The organism is Nocardia sp. NPDC003979 (genome assembly GCF_053605015.1).
The window spans coordinates 1-17,784 of the sequence record NZ_JBSGIJ010000040.1 but is presented as its reverse complement, the minus strand read 5'-3'; the positions used below and the strand labels follow the sequence as shown (position 1 = coordinate 17,784).

15 protein-coding genes are annotated in these 17,784 nt (G+C 69.7%); 4 read left to right on the top strand and 11 right to left on the bottom strand.

Annotated features, from left to right (window positions below):
* Positions 1-124: 124 nt before the first annotated feature.
* Positions 125-1,168, bottom strand: a complete 1,044-nt coding sequence (glpX, locus tag ACWEVR_RS33785) for a class II fructose-bisphosphatase (protein ID WP_067980421.1) — start codon at positions 1,166-1,168, stop codon at positions 125-127.
* A gap of 128 nt (positions 1,169-1,296) precedes the next feature.
* Between glpX and ACWEVR_RS33780 the strand changes: the two genes are divergently transcribed.
* The gene (locus ACWEVR_RS33780; RefSeq protein ID WP_452470177.1) at positions 1,297-1,863 is read left to right on the top strand and encodes a DUF4245 domain-containing protein; all 567 of its coding nucleotides are present in this window, start codon (positions 1,297-1,299) and stop codon (positions 1,861-1,863) included.
* A gap of 138 nt (positions 1,864-2,001) precedes the next feature.
* On the opposite strand, the gene ACWEVR_RS33775 is transcribed toward ACWEVR_RS33780, so the two are convergent.
* From ACWEVR_RS33775 to ACWEVR_RS33765, 3 genes are all read right to left on the bottom strand, one after another.
* On the bottom strand, positions 2,002-2,250 hold the full coding sequence (locus ACWEVR_RS33775; protein ID WP_452470178.1) for an exodeoxyribonuclease VII small subunit: 249 nt from the start codon (positions 2,248-2,250) through the stop codon (positions 2,002-2,004).
* A 2-nt stretch (positions 2,251-2,252) separates the two neighbouring features.
* On the bottom strand, positions 2,253-3,533 hold the full coding sequence (xseA, locus tag ACWEVR_RS33770; RefSeq protein ID WP_452470176.1) for an exodeoxyribonuclease VII large subunit: 1,281 nt from the start codon (positions 3,531-3,533) through the stop codon (positions 2,253-2,255).
* 84 nt (positions 3,534-3,617) lie between these two features.
* Entirely contained in the window at positions 3,618-4,214 is a 597-nt protein-coding gene (locus tag ACWEVR_RS33765) for a lipid droplet-associated protein (protein WP_452470175.1), read from the bottom strand.
* A 104-nt stretch (positions 4,215-4,318) separates the two neighbouring features.
* Between ACWEVR_RS33765 and ACWEVR_RS33760 the strand changes: the two genes are divergently transcribed.
* Positions 4,319-5,320: a 4-hydroxy-3-methylbut-2-enyl diphosphate reductase gene (locus ACWEVR_RS33760; protein WP_067637795.1), complete on the top strand. Its 1,002-nt coding sequence runs from the start codon at positions 4,319-4,321 to the stop codon at positions 5,318-5,320.
* Positions 5,321-5,372: 52 nt separating this feature from the next.
* Here ACWEVR_RS33760 and ACWEVR_RS33755 read toward each other — a convergent pair whose 3' ends face one another.
* Together ACWEVR_RS33755 and ACWEVR_RS33750 are read right to left on the bottom strand one after the other, a co-directional pair.
* A complete protein-coding gene (locus ACWEVR_RS33755; RefSeq protein WP_452470174.1) occupies positions 5,373-6,191 on the bottom strand; it encodes a DUF6542 domain-containing protein in 819 nt (272 codons plus the stop codon).
* Between the two features lie 51 nt (positions 6,192-6,242).
* Positions 6,243-7,391: a DNA recombination protein RmuC gene (locus ACWEVR_RS33750; protein ID WP_067485693.1), complete on the bottom strand. Its 1,149-nt coding sequence runs from the start codon at positions 7,389-7,391 to the stop codon at positions 6,243-6,245.
* A 122-nt stretch (positions 7,392-7,513) separates the two neighbouring features.
* On the opposite strand from ACWEVR_RS33750, the gene ACWEVR_RS33745 reads away from it, so the two are divergent.
* Both ACWEVR_RS33745 and ACWEVR_RS33740 read left to right on the top strand, forming a co-directional pair.
* The gene (locus ACWEVR_RS33745; RefSeq protein WP_452470173.1) at positions 7,514-8,689 is read left to right on the top strand and encodes an exonuclease SbcCD subunit D; all 1,176 of its coding nucleotides are present in this window, start codon (positions 7,514-7,516) and stop codon (positions 8,687-8,689) included.
* Positions 8,690-8,702: 13 nt separating this feature from the next.
* A complete protein-coding gene (locus ACWEVR_RS33740) occupies positions 8,703-12,251 on the top strand; it encodes an AAA family ATPase (RefSeq protein WP_452470172.1) in 3,549 nt (1,182 codons plus the stop codon).
* A gap of 1 nt (position 12,252) precedes the next feature.
* On the opposite strand, the gene yczE is transcribed toward ACWEVR_RS33740, so the two are convergent.
* From yczE to ACWEVR_RS33715, 5 genes are all read right to left on the bottom strand, one after another.
* Positions 12,253-12,876 carry a membrane protein YczE gene (gene yczE / locus ACWEVR_RS33735; protein WP_452470171.1) on the bottom strand — a complete coding sequence of 208 codons (624 nt, stop codon included), beginning with the start codon at positions 12,874-12,876 and terminating at the stop codon, positions 12,253-12,255.
* A gap of 82 nt (positions 12,877-12,958) precedes the next feature.
* On the bottom strand, positions 12,959-13,462 hold the full coding sequence (locus ACWEVR_RS33730; RefSeq protein ID WP_452470170.1) for a methylated-DNA--[protein]-cysteine S-methyltransferase: 504 nt from the start codon (positions 13,460-13,462) through the stop codon (positions 12,959-12,961).
* 14 nt (positions 13,463-13,476) lie between these two features.
* On the bottom strand, positions 13,477-14,964 hold the full coding sequence (locus tag ACWEVR_RS33725; protein ID WP_452470169.1) for an AlkA N-terminal domain-containing protein: 1,488 nt from the start codon (positions 14,962-14,964) through the stop codon (positions 13,477-13,479).
* A 46-nt stretch (positions 14,965-15,010) separates the two neighbouring features.
* Positions 15,011-15,259: a YbdD/YjiX family protein gene (locus ACWEVR_RS33720; protein ID WP_084456758.1), complete on the bottom strand. Its 249-nt coding sequence runs from the start codon at positions 15,257-15,259 to the stop codon at positions 15,011-15,013.
* Positions 15,256-17,511 carry a carbon starvation CstA family protein gene (locus ACWEVR_RS33715; protein ID WP_452470168.1) on the bottom strand — a complete coding sequence of 752 codons (2,256 nt, stop codon included), beginning with the start codon at positions 17,509-17,511 and terminating at the stop codon, positions 15,256-15,258. The genes ACWEVR_RS33720 and ACWEVR_RS33715 overlap by 4 nt, the downstream gene beginning before the upstream one ends.
* Positions 17,512-17,784: the final 273 nt, after the last annotated feature.

Here is a 17,784-nt window from a genome sequence, read left to right as displayed (position 1 = left end):
GCTCGGCCTGCCGTTCTTCTTCCAGAACATGGTCGGCCGTTGCGTAGGCGACGAAGGAGCAAGCAACGGTGCCTGATCGCCGGGACCTCAGGGGCCGCCGACTCGAGCGCGCCAGCGCTCCATGTCACGGCAGCGGGGGGTTGGCGCTGTCGTCGCCGTCGAAGTCGACCGAGGAGTACTCGCGCAGCTTGGTGAGGCGGTGGTAGGCGTCGATCATGCGGACGGTGCCCGACTTCGAGCGCATCACGATCGACTGGGTCGACGCGCCGCCACCGAAGTAGCGGACGCCGCGCAGCAGGTCGCCGTCGGTGACGCCGGTGGCGCAGAAGAAGACGTTCTCGCCGGAGACCAGGTCGGTGGTCGAGAGCACGCGGTCCAGGTCGTGGCCCGCGTCGATCGCCTTCTGGCGTTCCTCGTCGTCCTTGGGGGCGAGCATGCCCTGCAGCTCGCCGCCGAGACAGCGCAGCGCGGCGGCGGCGATGATGCCCTCGGGGGTACCGCCGATGCCGACCAGGATGTCGACGCCGGACTCGGGCCGCGCCGCGGCGATGGCACCGGCGACGTCACCGTCGGAGATCAGGCGGATGCGTGCGCCCGCCTCGCGGGTCTGCTGGATGATGTCGGCGTGCCGGGGGCGGTCCAGGATGCACACGGTCAGGTCGGACACCGAGGACTGCTTGGCCTTGGCGACGCGGCGGATGTTCTCGCCGATCGGGGCGGTGATGTCGATCGAACCGGCGGCGTCGGGGCCGACGGCGATCTTGTGCATGTAGAACACGGCCGACGGGTCGAACATGGCGCCGCGCTCGGCGACCGCGAGCACCGAGATGGCGCCGGGGGAGCCCTTCGACATCAGGGTGGTTCCGTCGATCGGGTCGACCGCGAAGTCCACCTCGGGGCCGGTGCCGTCACCGACCGCTTCGCCGTTGTACAGCATCGGCGCTTCGTCCTTCTCGCCCTCGCCGATCACGACGATGCCCTTCATGGACACCGAGCTGACCAGCTGGCGCATGGCGTCGACGGCCGCGCCGTCGCCGCCTTCCTTGTCTCCGCGGCCGACCCAGCGGCCCGCGGCCATCGCTCCTGCCTCGGTGACACGTACCAGCTCGAGGGCGAGGTTCCGGTCGGGTGCCTCGCGGCGGCTGGGGGCGGGCGAAGATGCCGTCATTGCGGAGTGCCTCCTTGGCGTTGGTGATACGGGGGCAATTGTCGCATTCCGAACCTGCACGGTCGTGCACGACCTCCCGGCGCGACCCCTGAGCGGCCAGGTCAGCGGCCGAGTGGATACTGGTAGTCGTGGCCCAGACCAAGCACCGCATCTTCAACGACTACCGCGATCTGTTCTGGTCGCTGATTCCGTTGGTGCTGATCGCGGTCGTGCTGGCGGGTGCGGCCAGCCAGTGCACGGTGGCGACCAACGGCCCGACCCAGGGGCAGATCCCGTTCTTCGACGCGGACGCCGCGCTGCGTTCGGACGCGAAATCCATGCCGTTCCCGATCCGTCAACCGGCCTTGCCGGAGGGTTGGGTGTCGAACTCCGGCAGCCGCGAGAACATCAGCATCGCCGGTGGCGGGCCGGTGAGCACGGTCGGCTACATCACCCCGCAGGGCACCTATATGCGGTATTCGCAGAGCAACGCCACCGAGGAAGCACTGTCGCGGCACGTGCTCGGCTCGCGCTATCCCACCGGTACCCAGGACATCGCCGGCCAGAAGTGGGTCGTCTACACCGAGCCCACCGAGGAATCCGCCTGGATTGCCGATATGGGCTCGGTCCGCATCCTGATCACCGGCGCGGGCAACGAAGCCGCCTTCACCACCCTGGCCCAGGCGATCACCGCCGCCCAGCCGCTGGCGAAGTAGGCCGCGGCGGCTATCGGCCGGATCGGTCGGCCGCGGTGGTCGTCGATCGGCTCGCTCGCGCACGTGTCGATCGCGTGGCCGCGACTCAGGTCGGGGCAGCCGTCCGAGCAGGCCGCGGTGTCGGTCGGGCCGGCCGAGCTAGCCGTCGGCGTCTAGGTCGGCGCGGGACAACGCGTCCTCGACGCGCTTGCGGGCGCCCGCGAGATGTTGTTCGCAGCGGGTGGCGAGGGCTTCGCCGCGCTCCCACAGGGCCAGGGAGTCGTCGAGGTCGAGGCCGCCCTGTTCGAGCATCTTCACCACATTGACGAGTTCGTCGCGGGCGCGTTCGTAGCCGAAGGTCGCGATCTCGGCCAGGTTGTCGGTGTTGTCGGAACCGGCGTCGGCCACGGTCACTTCCTCTTCTCGTCGGTGGCTTGCGGGGTCAGGCGCGTGGTGCCGAGCGCGGCGGCGGTGATCGCGCCGTCGCCGACGCGGATCCGCAACTGACTGCCCGCGGGTGCGTCGTCGATCTCCCGGACGACGTGGCGTTCGGGCCCCGCCACGCGCTGCACGACAGCGTAGCCACGGGCCAGGGTGGCGGCCGGGCCGACCGCGGTGAGCTTCTCGCGCAGATGCGTGGTCCTGGTCGCCTCGGTGCGCAGCGCGTGGTCGACGCAGCGGCGCGCGGCGGTGCGTAATCGTTCGACCTCGTCGTGGCGGTGACCGAGCTCGCGCAGCGGGTCGGCCAGCACCGGGCGCGAGCGCAATTGCTGCAAGGCATGGGCCTCGCGTTGCACCCACCCGCGCAGCGCCGCCGCCGAGCGGGCCCGCATCTCGCGCACCCCGGCCAGTTCGGCGGCGGCGTCGGGCACGATGCGTTTGGCGGCGTCGGTGGGAGTGGCCGCGCGCAGGTCGGCGACCAGATCGAGCAGCGGGTTGTCGGGTTCGTGACCGATCGCGCTCACCACCGGGGTGCGCGCCGCCGCGACGGCCCGGCACAGGGCTTCGTCGGAGAAGGGCAGCAGGTCTTCGGTGCTGCCGCCGCCACGCGCGATCACGATGACATCCACTTCGCCGTCGAGCTCGCGTAACGCTTCCAGCATCTGCGGCACCGCGCTCGGGCCTTGCACCGCGGTATTGCGGATGACGAAACGTACTGCGGGCCAACGCTTCTGAGCGACACTGAGCACATCGCGCTCGGCCGCGCTCGCCCGCCCGGTGATGAGGCCGACCGAGGCGGGCAGGAACGGCAGCGGCCGCTTGAGCCGCGGATCGAACAGGCCCTCCGCGGTGAGCAACGCCTTCAACCGTTCGATCCGGGCCAGCAGTTCACCGATGCCGACCGCGCGGATCTCGGTGACCCGCAACGAGATCGTGCCGCGCCCGGTGAAGAACTGCAGTTTGCCGTAGACCACCACTCGGCTGCCCTCGGTGAGCGGAACGGGCAGACGACGCAACAGATCCGGGTCGCAGGTGATCGACAGCGACATGTCGACCGAGGTGTCGCGCAGGACGAGGAACGCGGTGCGCGTTCCGGGGCGCAGATTGATCTGGGTGACCTGCCCCTCCACCCAGATGCTGCCGAGACGCTCGATCCACTGGGCGACCTTGATCGCCACCGAACGCACGGGATACGGCTGCTCCGCCGAATTCGCCGGTGCGGCCGCGGTGCCGGTGCCGTCCTGAGTCATATGTCAGTTCTACGGGAGGGCACCGACAAACGAAAAGGCGGCCGCGTCCCGTGGGATCGCGGCCGCCTCGGCAGTGGAGTGGCGCTACTTGGCCTGCACGGTGGCGATGCGGTTGGTGAGCATGGTGACGAAGGGCGCGCGGGCGCCGGTCTGCTGCTCGAAGGCCAGCAGCTGCTCGAGCTCCTCGACGCTGAGCATGCGCAGGCGGGCGCGCAGCTGGGCCAGCGTCATCGACGGGTAGTCGTAGCGGATGGCGACCTCGGGTGCCTCGACCTCCTCGGGCGCTTCCTCGGCGGCGGGTTCGACGGTCTCGTTCTCGGTCTCGAGCACCAGCAGCGACGCGGGCACGGCCTGACCGTTGGTCTGGGAGCGGGGAGCGTCCTCGGCGAACAGGTCGAACTTGCTGGCGTGCCCGTTGGTCGTGGCGGCGGGCGCGAGATCCTCGTCGAAGGTCGCCCACTCCGGCTGCTCCTGCGCGGGCGAGCCGAGCCGCTCGAACACGGCGTCACCCTTGAGCGCGAGGCTGGTGACGAACTGCTGCACGTGCATGGTCGTCTGCAGCACGCGACTGATGGCGGTGATCGGGAATTGGACCGCGGCGACGGGAAGCCGCCGGGTCTCTTCTAAGGCGTATACGGCGGCGCCGGCGGCGACCCGAGCCAGAAACGGAGGTCGAAACATGATCCCAGCCTGCCCCAAAGCGGCTGTGATGCAAAGATCCCGACCACCCTGATGTGATCTATGCCCCTTCGGCCGCCCCTGGCCACGCACGTAAGCTGTGCACTATGACCTCGGCAATCCCCTTGAACGTCGGTATCACGCGCTCGGCGAGCGCGGCGGATGCCGGTGCCAAGCGCGTGCTGCTGGCCGAGCCGCGCGGGTACTGCGCAGGCGTCGATCGTGCTGTCGAGACGGTCGAGAAGGCTTTGGAACAGCACGGCGCGCCGATCTATGTGCGCAAGGAGATCGTGCACAACCGGCACGTGGTCGAGACCTTACGTGAGCGCGGGGTGATCTTCGTCGACGAGACCGACGAGGTGCCCGAGGGCGCGCTCGTGGTGTTCTCCGCGCACGGTGTCGCGCCGACCGTGCACGAGACCGCCGCCGAACGCAACCTGCGCACCATCGACGCCACCTGCCCGCTGGTCACCAAGGTGCACCAGGAGGCCAAGCGCTTCGCCCGCGACGACTACGACATCCTGCTGATCGGGCACGAGGGGCACGAAGAGGTCGAGGGCACCGCCGGTGAGGCGCCGCAGCACGTGCAGCTCGTCGACGGCCCCGACTCGGTGGACCGGGTGACGGTGCGCGATCCGGCGAAGGTGATCTGGCTGTCGCAGACCACGCTGTCGGTCGACGAGACGATGGAGACCGTCGAGCGGCTGCGTCAGCGGTTCCCGACGCTGCAGGACCCGCCGAGCGACGACATCTGCTACGCCACCTCCAACCGCCAGACCGCGGTGAAGGCGATGGCGCCCGAATGCGATCTGGTGATCGTCGTCGGGTCGCGCAACTCCTCGAACTCGGTGCGGTTGGTCGAGGTGGCGCTCGGGGCTGGTGCGCGGGCCGCGCATCTGATCGACTACGCCCGCGAGATCGACCCCGCCTGGCTCGACGGCGTACGGACCGTCGGCGTCACCTCGGGCGCGTCGGTGCCGGAGATCCTCGTGACCGGTGTACTCGACCTGCTCGCCGAGCACGGCTTCGGTGAGGTGCAGCCGGTGACCACGGCCAACGAGACGCTGGTGTTCTCCCTGCCGCGCGAGCTGCGTCCCGCGCGTCGCTGACAGACGAGGAATCCCCGCCGCTTCCCGGATCGCGGCGGGGATTTTCGTGTGTTCAGAGGCTGTCGGGGCGGCGCCGTTCGGTGCGGGTGGAATCTGCGCGATCGCGGTAGCGCACGTTCGGCTGCGGGTGCGGCGGTGCGTCGCCGCGCCTGCGGCTCGTGCGGGCCGGTTCGGGTTCGCGTGGGGCTGCCGCGCGTGGCGTGCGCGGTTCGCGGGTGCGTGCGGCGGTCGGCGCGCGTTTCGGGTCGGCGCCGCGCGCGGGGCGACGCGCCGGACTCGACAGATCGACCTCGGTATCCGGGTCGTCGAGGACGCCGGTCCGGCGCGGCCGCTTGCGCGCGGCCTCGGCCAGGTTCCGGGCCGCCGGTTCGGGGCGACGGCTCGTGGTCTTGCGTGCGCTTCGCCGTTCCGTCGCCGGTCGCGCCGTGGCGGGCGCGCGCTTGGCGAGGGCGATGCGGACGCCACCGATCACGGCGACGAGCAGGGTGGCCAGCGCCATCGTCGGGAAGCGTTCGACCAGCGGGATGACCAGGTTCATCAGCACGTCCTTGATGGACGTGGTGCTACGGCCGCCGAGCAGCTGACAGGCCACCGGAACAGCGACGAACAGCAGCAGCGGCGGCATCACCATGGTGGCGAACAGGCCACGAGCCCGCACCGCGCAGACCGCGAGCACACACCCGAGCACATAGAACACCGAGAACGTGGTGGTCGGGAAGTCTTCGTCGCCCAGCGCGTCGATCAGGAAGCCGAGCGTCGTCGCGCCGACGGCGAGCGCGATCGCCGCCCACGCGGCGATGCCGGGCACCGAGGGCATGATCGAACGTTGCGGCGCGGGCACCCGGGGTCGCGCACGTTGGGAAGCAGCCACCCTATGACACTAACCGCATGACGACCGTGTTGCGGTCGCGGCACGGAGAACTCAGCGGCGATCCTCGGCGTCGGCGAAGGCCACCACCCGGGGCCGGGTCTCGGCGAGCCGGATTGCCGGGAGCTCCTGATCGGCGATGCCGAGATCGTGCATCCGGCGCGCGGTGACCAGCACCCGCGACTCCACCGAACCGACGGCGGCGTTGAAAGCCGCTACGGCCTTACCGAGATTCAGGCCCAGGGTGTCGAGGTGTTCGGCGACCTTGCCGATGCGGGTGTAGAGCTCCTTGCCCAATTGCTGCACCGTTGCCATATCGCGCGAGAGGGCTTCCTGCCGCCAGCTGAACGCGACCGTGCGCAGCAGGGCGATGAGCGTGGTGGGCGTCGCGAGGATCACGTTCCGGCCGAACGCGTACTCGAGCAGTTCGGCGTCGGTGGTCAGGGCGGCGTCGAGGAACGGGTCGCCGGGGACGAACAGCACAACGAACTCCGGCGCCGGGTCGAAGGCCGCCCAGTACGCCTTGTCGGCCAGCTGGTCGACGTGGGCGCGTAGCTGCTTGGCGTGCCTGGTCAGTAATCGGGTACGCTCGCCCGGATCCTCACTGGTCGCCGCGTCCAAGTAGGCGGTGAAGGGAACTTTCGCGTCGACGACGATGTGCCTGCCGCCCGCCAGTCGCACGACCAGGTCGGGTCGCACCGCGCCCCGGTCGTCGCCGCCCGCCCGTGTGACCTGGGTGTCGAAATCGCAGTGCCTCGTCATGCCCGCCAGTTCCACGACGCGTTCGAGCTGGATCTCACCCCAGCGTCCACGTACCTGTGGTGCGCGCAGCGCGGCGACGAGTTGCCCGGTCTGATCGGAGAGCCGATGCGAGGTGCGCTGCATCCCCGCGACCTGTTCGCGCAGACCCGAATAGGCGTCGATGCGATGGTGCTCCACCTGCCGGATCTGCTGTTCGAGCGCGCCGACCGCGTCGCGCAGCGGGTCGACCAGCGCGCCGACGGCGGCCGAATGCCTGCGCGCGGCATCCTCGTTCGCCGCACGCAGCGACTGTTGGAGCAACCGCTGGTTGTCCTCGGCGGCGGCGAGCCGGGCTTCGGCGACCGCGGCGCGCTGCCCGCCGCGGGCCGCATGGCCCAACCAGCCGAGACCGAGGCCTGCGGCGAAAACCAGGACGAGCGCGACGAGCATCGAAGCGGTCATGGCGGCGATACTGCCCGAGGGCACCGACAAGTTCGCAATCCCCGGGCAACCGTGTCGGCGAAATGACACGGTTGTAGTGCGTCGATTGAATTCTGTCGGTGCCCTGGCCTACGGTTCGCGGCATGCGGATCCTGCACACCTCCGATTGGCACATCGGGCGCACCTTCCACGGTGTCGACCTGCTGTCGGATCAGGCGCGCGCACTCACGGCCGTCGCCGACCTGGTCGCCGCCGAATCCGTCGACGTGGTGGTGGTTCCCGGCGACATCTACGACCGCTCCATTCCCGGGGCCGACGCGATCGCGGTGTGCAATCGCGGTTTCGAGGCCATCCGCGCCGCGGGGGCGACCATCATCGCCACCTCCGGCAACCATGATTCGCCCGCCCGGCTCGGTGCGGGCGCGAGCTTCGCGGCCGCCGGTGGGCTGCACCTGTGCACGCGGGTCGCCGATGTCGACAAACCCGTTCGTCTGGCCGACGGCCACGGTGAGGTGGTGTTCTACGGGATTCCGTACCTCGAGCCGGAGATCACCCGTGCCGAACTCGGTGTGCCGCAGGCGCGCTCGCACGAGGAGATCCTGCAGGCGGCGATGACGCGGATCAATGCCGATCTGAGGGGCCGGCCGGGGGCTCGGTCGGTGGTGCTCGCGCACGCGTTCGTCGTCGGCGGGGCGGCCACCGGGTCGGAGCGGTCGATCTCGGTCGGTGGGGTGGAGACGGTGTCGATGGCGGCCTTCGACGGCATCGACTACGTGGCGCTGGGGCACCTGCATTCGCCGCAGACGCTGTCGGAGTCGGTGCGCTACAGCGGTTCTCCGCTGCCGTATTCGTTCGGCGAGAGCTCGCATCGCAAGGCGGTGTGGATCGTCGACCTGGACGAGAACGGGCTGGCCGAGGTGCGCCGTCACGATCTGCCGCTGGTGCGGGGGCTGAGTAGGCTCACCGGCACGCTCGAGGAACTGCTCACCGCCGACGAGCATCTCGGCGCGGTGGAGCATTATGTGTCGGCCACGCTCACCGACACCGCGCGGCCGGTCGACCCCATGCGCAAGCTGCGGGAACGTTTTCCGCATGCCGTGCACGTGGAATGGGTTCGGCCGGAAGGTAATCCGGAGTTGCGGTATCGCGAGCGAGTGCACGGCCGCCGCGACACCGAGGTGGCCGCGAGCTTCCTGTCCGATGTGCGAGGGGAACCGACCGAGGGGGAATTGGCATGGGTGGAACGAGCTCTGGCCGCCGCGGTGAGCGAGCCCGATCCGCCGAGCCCGGAACCCTTGGCGGCGGAGCTCTCGGCGTGACCGGGGACGCCGCGTGAGACTGCACCGGCTGGAGATGACCGCGTTCGGCCCCTTCGCCGACACCACGGTCGTCGACTTCGACGAGCTCGGCGCCGACGGGCTGTTCCTGCTGCACGGGCACACCGGCGCGGGCAAGACCACGGTTCTCGACGCCATCGCCTTCGCGCTCTACGGCAAGGTGCCCGGTGCGCGCGGTGAGAGCAAACGCCTGCACTCCGACCACGCCGACCGGCTCACCCCACCACAGGTGAGCCTCGAGGCGACCGTGGGCGGTCGCAAGCTGCGCCTGACGCGCGTGCCCGAGTTCGAACGACCCAAGCGCGACGGATCCGGCACCCGGGTCTCCCAGCCCAAGGCCACACTCACCTGGCTCGACGGCAGCGGCGAAAACCTCTCGCGCATCACCGATATCGGCGACGAGGTGCTGCGGCTGCTCGGCATGAGCGCCGACCAGTTCTTCCAGGTGGTGCTGCTCCCGCAGGGCGATTTCGCGCGGTTCCTGCGGGCGGAGAACGAGGATCGCGAGAAGCTGCTCGAAAAGCTCTTCGACACACAGCGTTTCGGCACCGCCGAGCGGTGGCTGGCCGACCGCAGACGCACCGCCGAAGCCGAACTCGGGGTGCTGAGACAGGGCATCGACCGGCTCATCACGAAGGTGGGAATGGCGGCCGGGTACGGCGGCGCGGAATCGGTCGGGCTGCCCGACGCGGTGAGCTGGTCACAGGATCTGCTCTCCACGGCCCGCCACGAACTGGCCGAGGCCATCGCGAATACCGAACTGCGCCAGAAGGAGTCCGACGCCGCCCGCGCCGAAGCCGACGAGCAGCGCCGCATCACCGAACTCCATGCCCGGATGCGGGCGGCCAGGTCCGAACTCGAGGCCTACACCGCTGCCGCCCCCCACCGCGCTGCCCTTGAACGCGAACTCGATCAGGCCCGTCGCGCCGAACCGGTCGTCCAGGCCATCGACGAGGCCCGGACCGTCGTCCGCGACCTGCGCCGCGCCGAAACCGCCACGCGCGCCGCCGCCACCGAACTGGCCACCCAACTCCGCGCCGAAGCCGCTGCCGACCTGCCCGGTCTCGACCTGCTGACCGTGATCATCGACGAGCCCGATGAGGCCCGACGGAACCCGCGATCGGACGCGGCGGGGAATGCGGGTACGGCTTCCGATCGTCGTCCGCACGCTGCGGATGCGCGCTCGACGGTCGACGGGTCGGGGCAAGCTGAGGGTGTCGCCGATGGCCGCTCGAGCCATCACCTCGAGGACCCGCTGGCGTCTTCGCTCGACGGTTCGCGCGGACAGGACGTGCGGTCGGTCCGGCCGCGCTCGACTGATACCGATGGAGAGACCGACCACCACAGCGGTGCGAACGGCCGTGGTGTGCATGGTGCGAACGCCGGTGGCGTGCGCGACGTGTCATCGGGGGGCGTCGCGGCTGGTCCGGTGCGCGATGTCGCGGGAGATCTCGACGGGGCTGTCAGTCGGTGGAACGCGCTGATCGGCGTGCTCGGGGAGATCCGGGCCGAGGCGGTGACCGCAAGGCAGCTGGCGGGGGATCTCGCGGCGCACGAGGCGGAAGCCGAACGGTTGACGCGGCGGGCAGGGGAGCTGGCGCGCCGGCGCGAGGAACTGCCCGCGATGATCGCCTCGGCGCAGGAGCAGTTGCGGGAGGCGACCGATGCCGCCGCCGCGCTGCCGGGGTTGCGCAACGATTTGTCGAAATGGCAGGACTCGGCGGCCGCTGCCGTCGAATTGACCACCAAGCGACCGGCTCTGGATCGGGCGCAGGCCGAGCTCGACGAGGCACGGCGAGCCCACCTCGATGCGCGGGAGCAGGTGCTCGACCTGCGTTCGCGACGCCTGGCGGGGATGGCTGCCGAGCTCGCGGGCGCGCTGGTCGATGGCGCGCCGTGCACGGTCTGTGGTTCCGCCGAGCACCCCGAACCGGCCCGGCCGACCGACGACGCCGTGTCCAAGGACGCCGAGGATGCCGCAGTGGCCGCCGAGCAGGCCGCCGAGGCCGCACGCGACCGAGTCGCCCAGCGCATCGCCACCCTGGAACGCGAGATCGAAGCGCTCACCGCACGCGGTGGCGCCGCCGATCCCGTCACCCTCGCCGACGCCGTCCGCACCGCCACCCACCGCTTCGAAGACGCCACCGACACCGCGAACCAAGCGACCGCCCTGACCGCGCGCCTCGAAACCCTGCGCACCGAAGAGTCGGCCCTGCACGAGCAGTCCCGCGACCTCGACGCCCGGCTCGGCACCGTCACCGCCAATATCGCGGCCACCCGCACCCGCCTCGACGAACTCACCGCCCGCCTGCGCACCGCGGCGGGCGCCGACACCTCCGTCGACGCCCGCGCCGCCCGCCTCGAATCCCTCATCACCGCGGCCACCGCCCTGCGCGACGCCCGAACCGCGGAATCCGCCGCGCGCACAGCCGTCACCCGCATCGCCAGCCGCGTCGAAAACCTCGCGGCGGCAGCCGGATTCCTCCCGTCCGATGCATCACCGTCGCCCGACGGATCGGCTGCACATCACTCGACCGGCACACCGGAAGCCCCGCCTCGCACACCGCGAAACTCGGCTGCCCCGGTGACGCCGACGCTGTTCGACCTCTTCGACGAGGAGGCCGACGACGACGAGCCGGCCGACGAGCCGGTCGCGCCGCGGGACGACATCGCCTTGCTCACCGCCTGTGCACAGGTCGTCGGGGCGGCTGCTCGGACAGCCCGGCAGCAGGCGGAGATCGAGGCCGAGCTCACCGCCGCCGACCGCGCGCGGGCGCACGCCGAGGCGGTGTTGGCCGAGCCGGGGATTCAGGCTGTGGCCGAGCGTGTTCCGGGTGATCCGGTCGAATGGGAGCAGCGGTTCGCGCTGGCCCAGAATGCGCTCACTTCAGCGGTCGCCGCACAGTCGGCGGCGACCGAACGGGTCGCCCAGCTCGAACAGCTGAGTACCCAGCTCTGGGGTGAGGTGGAGCGGATCGCACCCAGACAGCGGGAATTCGACGAGCTGGCCGGGTTGGCCGAGGTGGTCGCCGGGCGCGGCGAGAACAATCGGCGAATGTCGTTGCGGTCCTACGTGCTTGCCGCGCGGCTCGAGGAAGTGGCGGTGGCGGGGTCGGTGCGGTTGCGCCGGATGTCGGGTGGCCGTTACGAATTCGTCCACTCGGACAAGGCCGGTCCGCGCGGCAGGCGCGGTGGACTCGGGCTCGACGTGCGCGACGACTACACCGGCTCCGTCCGTTCGGCGAAAACCCTCTCCGGCGGCGAAACCTTCATGGCCTCACTGGCTTTGGCGCTCGGCCTGGCCGACGTGGTCGCCGCCGAAGCCGGTGGCGTCACCCTCGACACCCTGTTCATCGACGAGGGTTTCGGCAGCCTCGATGCCGACACCCTCGACGCCGTCATGGGCGTCCTGGACGAACTGCGCGCCGGTGGCCGCGTAGTCGGCGTGGTCAGCCACGTCGACGAAATGCGCCAACGCATCCCCACCCGCCTCCACGTTCTACGCGGCCGCAACGGCTCCCACCTGAAAACCACCGTCGCCTGACCTACCCGACCGCAGCCGCCTCCTTCGCGGGCGTCGGTTCGAACCCGGGCAGCCGGCCGTCGAGGTAGGGGATCATCAGCTGGATCAGTGGTCCGATGCCGAAGGCGTACACGACGGTGCCGATCCCCACGCTGCCGCCGAGCAGCCAGCCGGTGACCAGCACCGACGTTTCGATGCCGGTGCGGATCGTCCACACCGACCAGCCGGTCCGGGTGACCAGGCCAGTCATCAGTCCATCGCGCGGTCCTGGACCCATTCCGGCGCCGATATAGAGAACCGTCGCGGCGGCGTTCACCACCACCGCGACAATCATGGCGAGCACGCGCAGCCACAGCTGTTCCGCGGCCGGGATGAGCCACAGGCCGACGTCGACCGCCACCCCGATCACCACCACATTGCTGATGGTGCCGAGCCCCGGCCGTTGCCGCAGCGGGATCCAGGCGAGCAGGACGACCATGCCGGTCAGCGCGGTCACCATCCCGAAACTCAACGGCACGTGCCCGGCGACGCCCTGATGGAAGACGTCCCACGGATCGAGCCCGAGCCCGGCGCGGATCATCACCGCCATGGACGTCCCGTACAACCACAGGCCCACATACAGGGCGACCAGGCGGCGAGTAAGCATGCGCACCATCGTGCGCCCTACTGGACCCTGAATAAATAGCCAATGATGGAAAACTGGCTTGGTGTGCCGCAGAAGCCGCACCTCACCCTTCGTGCGTGAGCAACCACCTCTTGGCCTCGAGCCCCCATCGGAACCCACCGAGCGCCCCGCCGATCCGCAGCACCCGATGACACGGCACGAACAGCGCGGCCGCATTGCGCGCACAGGCATTGGCCGCCGCCCGGGTGGCCGCGGGCCGACCGGCCAGCCCCGCGAACTCGGTGTAGGTGACCGGCTCACCCGCGGGCACCTTGCGCAGGATTTCCCAAGCGTGCGCAAGGAATTCACCCGACTGCTGACGCACCGGAACCGCGTCGATCACGGTGAGATCGCCCGCGTGATAGTCGATGACCGCGCGGGTGACCTCGCCCAGCGAATCCCGTTGCCGCAGTTCGGCCGGTCGCAGACTCGCGTGCACGAGACCGGCCAACCCGGTCGCGTCGGCGGTCCAGCCCGAAGCCAGGACCGCGCCGTCGGCGTCGACGAGGGTGGTGAACGGTCCGATCGGGGTGTCGACCGTCGCGTAGTCGGCGTGCGTGATGGTCATGATGTCTCTTTCCGTCAGGAGTACGTGGGCAGTGGGACGGCGCCGCGCTGCACGAGCGCCGTCTTCCACAGGTGTATGGACAGGTAGGAGCGCCAGGGCGCCCAGCGTTCGGTGTCGGTGAGGTCGATGTCCGCGAGTGCGGCGCCTTGGCGGACGACCAGGTCGGTGTCGAGCAGGATGTCGGGGTCGGCGAGTGAGCGCATGGTCACGTAGTCGGCGGTCCACGGGCCGACCCCGTCGAGGGCGAGCAGGTCGCGGCGCAGGTCGTCGGCGGTGCGGCCCGAGTGCAGTACCAGTTCGCCGTCGGCGATGGTCCGTGCGGCCGACACGATCGCGGCGATCCGGCGGGCGGGCCCGGTCAACACCTCGGCACCGTGTTCGGCGATGGCCGCGGGCGTGGGGAACAGCAGCGGCACCGGCCCCTCGATCCGTTCACCGAGCGCCTCGACCAGGCGCGCGGTGTGGGTTGCCGCCGCTCGCACCGAGATCTGCTGCCCGATCATGGTGCGCAACAAGAGTTCCGGACCGTCCAGACAACCCGGCATGCGGATGCCCGGTGTGAACGGGCTCGTGTCGCCGTCGTTCGGCGTGATCCCCAATCCCTCGTCGATCCCCAGCGGATCGGCGTCGAGATCGAGCAGGTGTCGCACCCTGGCCACGGTCGGCGCCAGATCGCGCATATCCCGCAGGGCCAGTTCGGCCCGCACATGTCCCGGCCGGAAGGACAACCCGATGGTCGCGTGCCCGTGCGGCGTGCGCAGGCTGCGCGTGTACACCCCGTTCTCCCACAGCTCCATCCCCGGCACCGTGTGGGCGGACAGGAACCAGGCCAGCCATCCGGTATCGAGCGGTTCGCGATACGGCAGCCGCAATGTCAGCAGGCCGGGTGCGGCGGGTGCCTCCACATCGTTGCGTGGTGAGCGGCGCGATTCGGTACGCATCGTTGTCGGGCTCACCGCGAACACCTCGCGCACGGTGTCGTTGAACTGGCGGATGCTGGCGAAGCCCGCCGCGAACGCGATATCCGACATGGGCATGTCGGTGGTCTGGATCAGCAGCCGTGCGGTGTGCGCGCGGTGCGCCCTGGCCAGCGCGAGCGGTCCCGCGCCCAGCTCGGTGGTGAGCACCCGGGTCAGTTGCCGTTGTGAATAGCCCAGCGTGGCGGCGAGTTCGGGCACACCACCCCGCTCGATCACCCCGTCGCCGATCAGGCGCATGGCACGGGCGGCCAGGTCGGCGCGCACGTTCCACAGCGGCGAACCGGGCGCGGCATCGGGCAGGCAGCGCCTGCACGCCCGGTACCCCGCCTGCTGGGCCGCGGCGGCGGTGGGCAGGAACGACACATTGGTGCGCTTGGGCGTGATCGCCGGGCAGGAGGGACGGCAGTAGATGCCGGTGGTGCGGACCGCGGTGAAGAACTGCCCGTCGAAACGGGAGTCGCGGGTCGACACCGCTCGGTAGCAGCGCTCGAAGTCCAAAGCCGTGATGGTCACGTTGTCCACAATGGCAGCGCGCCGGGTCCGGTGCTAGCGGAAATCGGCCACCTATTCAGCAGCAGCGGTTGGTGGGGTTCCGCTCGGCTTCGGCATAGCGTTCGCGCCAGTAATCGCGTTCGGACGGGACCGGGCGGTCCGGGTGATTGCGGCGCAGATGGGCCACATACCGCTGGTAGTCCTGGCCGCCGTTGATCGCGCTGTACCACCGGGCCACCGAGCGCGCGCCCGTCCAGACGCGGTGCGCGAGGGCGCGGGCGGCCGATCCGATGGACCGCCCGCCCGCATCCCCGGCCGAACTCACGACACGTGCACCGATCCGGGCGCGGTCACCTTGCCCTCGGCGATGAGCACGTCCCACTCCTTCTGCACGTCCTTCTCCGCCTTCGTCGACACGAAACCGCTGGGGGAGAAGATCTTCGACGGCTGCTCCTCGGACTCGGAGCTGGTCACCTCACCGGTGCGGATCGCCCGCAGGCACACCAGCGCACCGACGACGGTCACGATGAGCACGAGCACCGCGAACACGATCGACAACGTGCCCTGGATGAAGGTGTTGCGGATCGCGATCTCCACCTGCTCCGGCGTCTTGGCCGTCAGGCAGCCCTTGCCCGCGTCCTTGGCGGCCTGGCACAGGCTGTGCTGCTTCCAGTAACCGAGCTTGGGATCGGCGGAGAAGATCTTCTGCCAGGAGGCGGTCATCGTGACGACGAGGTCCCACACCAGCGGAATACCGGGGATCCACGCCCACTTCCACTGCCCACGTTTGACGAGGATGGTGAGCACCACCGTCAGCGCGATCGCGGCCAGCAGCTGGTTGGCGATACCGAACAGCGGGTAGAGCGCGTTGATGCCGCCGAACGGGTCGTTGACACCCATCAGCAGCACGCCACCCCAGCCCGCGACCACGAGCAGCGAACACACCCAGGCGCCGACCCGCCACGACGGATCACGGAACTTCTTGAAACCGCCACCGAAGTTGCCCAGCGCGTCCGACACCAGGAACCGCGCGACACGAGTGCCCGCGTCGATGGTGGTGAGGATGAACAGCGCCTCGAACATGATCGCGAAGTGGTACCAGAACGCCTTCATCGATTCGCCGCCGAGGAACTTGTGGAAGACCTCGGAGATGCCGACCGCCAGCGTGGGGGCGCCACCGGTGCGCGAGATGATCGTCTGCTCACCGACATCCGACGCCGCGTCGGCGAACAGCTCCGGCGTCGCGGGCGGACCGTCGAGACCGAGCTTGTTGGTGTAGGCGGCGGCCGTCTCCGGCGTGCCACCGGTCAGCGAGCCGGGCGCGTTCATGCCGAAGTACAGGTGCTGGTCGATGATCGAGGCGGTGATGATGGCCATCACCGCGACGAACGACTCCATCAGCATGCCGCCGTACCCGATCATGCGGGCATTGGATTCCTTGGCGAGCAGCTTCGGCGTGGTCCCCGAGGACACCAACGCGTGGAAACCCGACAGCGCACCACAGGCGATGGTGATGAACAGGAACGGGAACAGACTGCCCGCGAACGCCGGGCCCGTTCCGCTGGTGGCGAATTCCGACACCGCGGGCGCCTTCAGCACCGGCATGGTGATGAGAATGCCCGCGGCGAGCAGCACGATCGTGCCGACCTTCATGAACGTCGACAGGTAGTCACGCGGTGCCAGCAACAACCACACCGGCAGCACCGAGGCGAAGAAGCCGTAGGCGATCAGACACCAGGCGATCGTGGTGCGCGACAGGGTGAACCAGTCCGCGCCCCACTCGGTTTCCGACACCCAGCCACCGCCGACGATGGCGGCAAGCAGCAGCACGATGCCGATCGCGGATACCTCGCCGACCTTGCCCGGGCGCAGGTACCGCAGGTACACACCCATGAACAGCGCGATCGGGATGGTCATCGCGATCGAGAACACGCCCCACGGGCTCTCACCGAGGGCGTTCACCACGACCAGCGCCAGCACCGCGAGCAGGATCGTCATGATGGCCAGGATCGCGACGATCGCCGCGACACCACCGACGGCGCCGAGCTCGTCGCGTGCCATCTGGCCCAGGCTGCGACCACGCCTGCGCGTCGAGGCCCACAGCACCAGGTAGTCCTGCACCGCACCGGCGAACACCACACCGACGACGATCCAGATGGTGCCCGGCAGATAGCCCATCTGAGCTGCGAGAACCGGACCGACGAGGGGGCCGGCGCCGGCGATGGCGGCGAAGTGGTGACCGTAGAGCACCCGCCGGTCCATCGGCATGAAGTCTTTGCCGTTGTCGTAGATCTCGGCCGGGGTGGCCACGTCGTCGCGCGGCTTGGTCACCTTCCATTCGATGAACCGGGCATAGAACCGGTACGCGATGATGTAGGTGCACACCGCCGCGATCACGATCCACACCGCGTTCACGGATTCTCCGCGCGCTATCGCGAGATAGGTCCACGCGCCGGCGCCGAGCACGCCGATCCCCGCGAACACAGCCTTCTTCGCGGGCGTGATCGGCGTGCGATCGACGACACCGACCGGAGGCAAGTCCGGTTCGGTCCGCAGATATTCGATGGTCGTCGCCATTGACTCAACTCCTGTACAACGCGCAGAGCCTCGGGTGAAGCATCGACAACGTAGCCGATGTGCTCTGCGCGCCGGACAGGATCACACACGGTCGCGGCCAACATGAAATTTTGTTCAGTGTTGGTTGGAGCGCTGGCGCGCTCGAGTCGGCGGCCCCGCAAGTCCCGACGATCAGGCGCCGTTGCTTGCTCCTTCGTCGCCTACGCAACGGCACCAGAACGTGGGGGCGGGCGCCCAACCCCCGGGCGAGGCGGAACCACCGCGAGGGAGGGT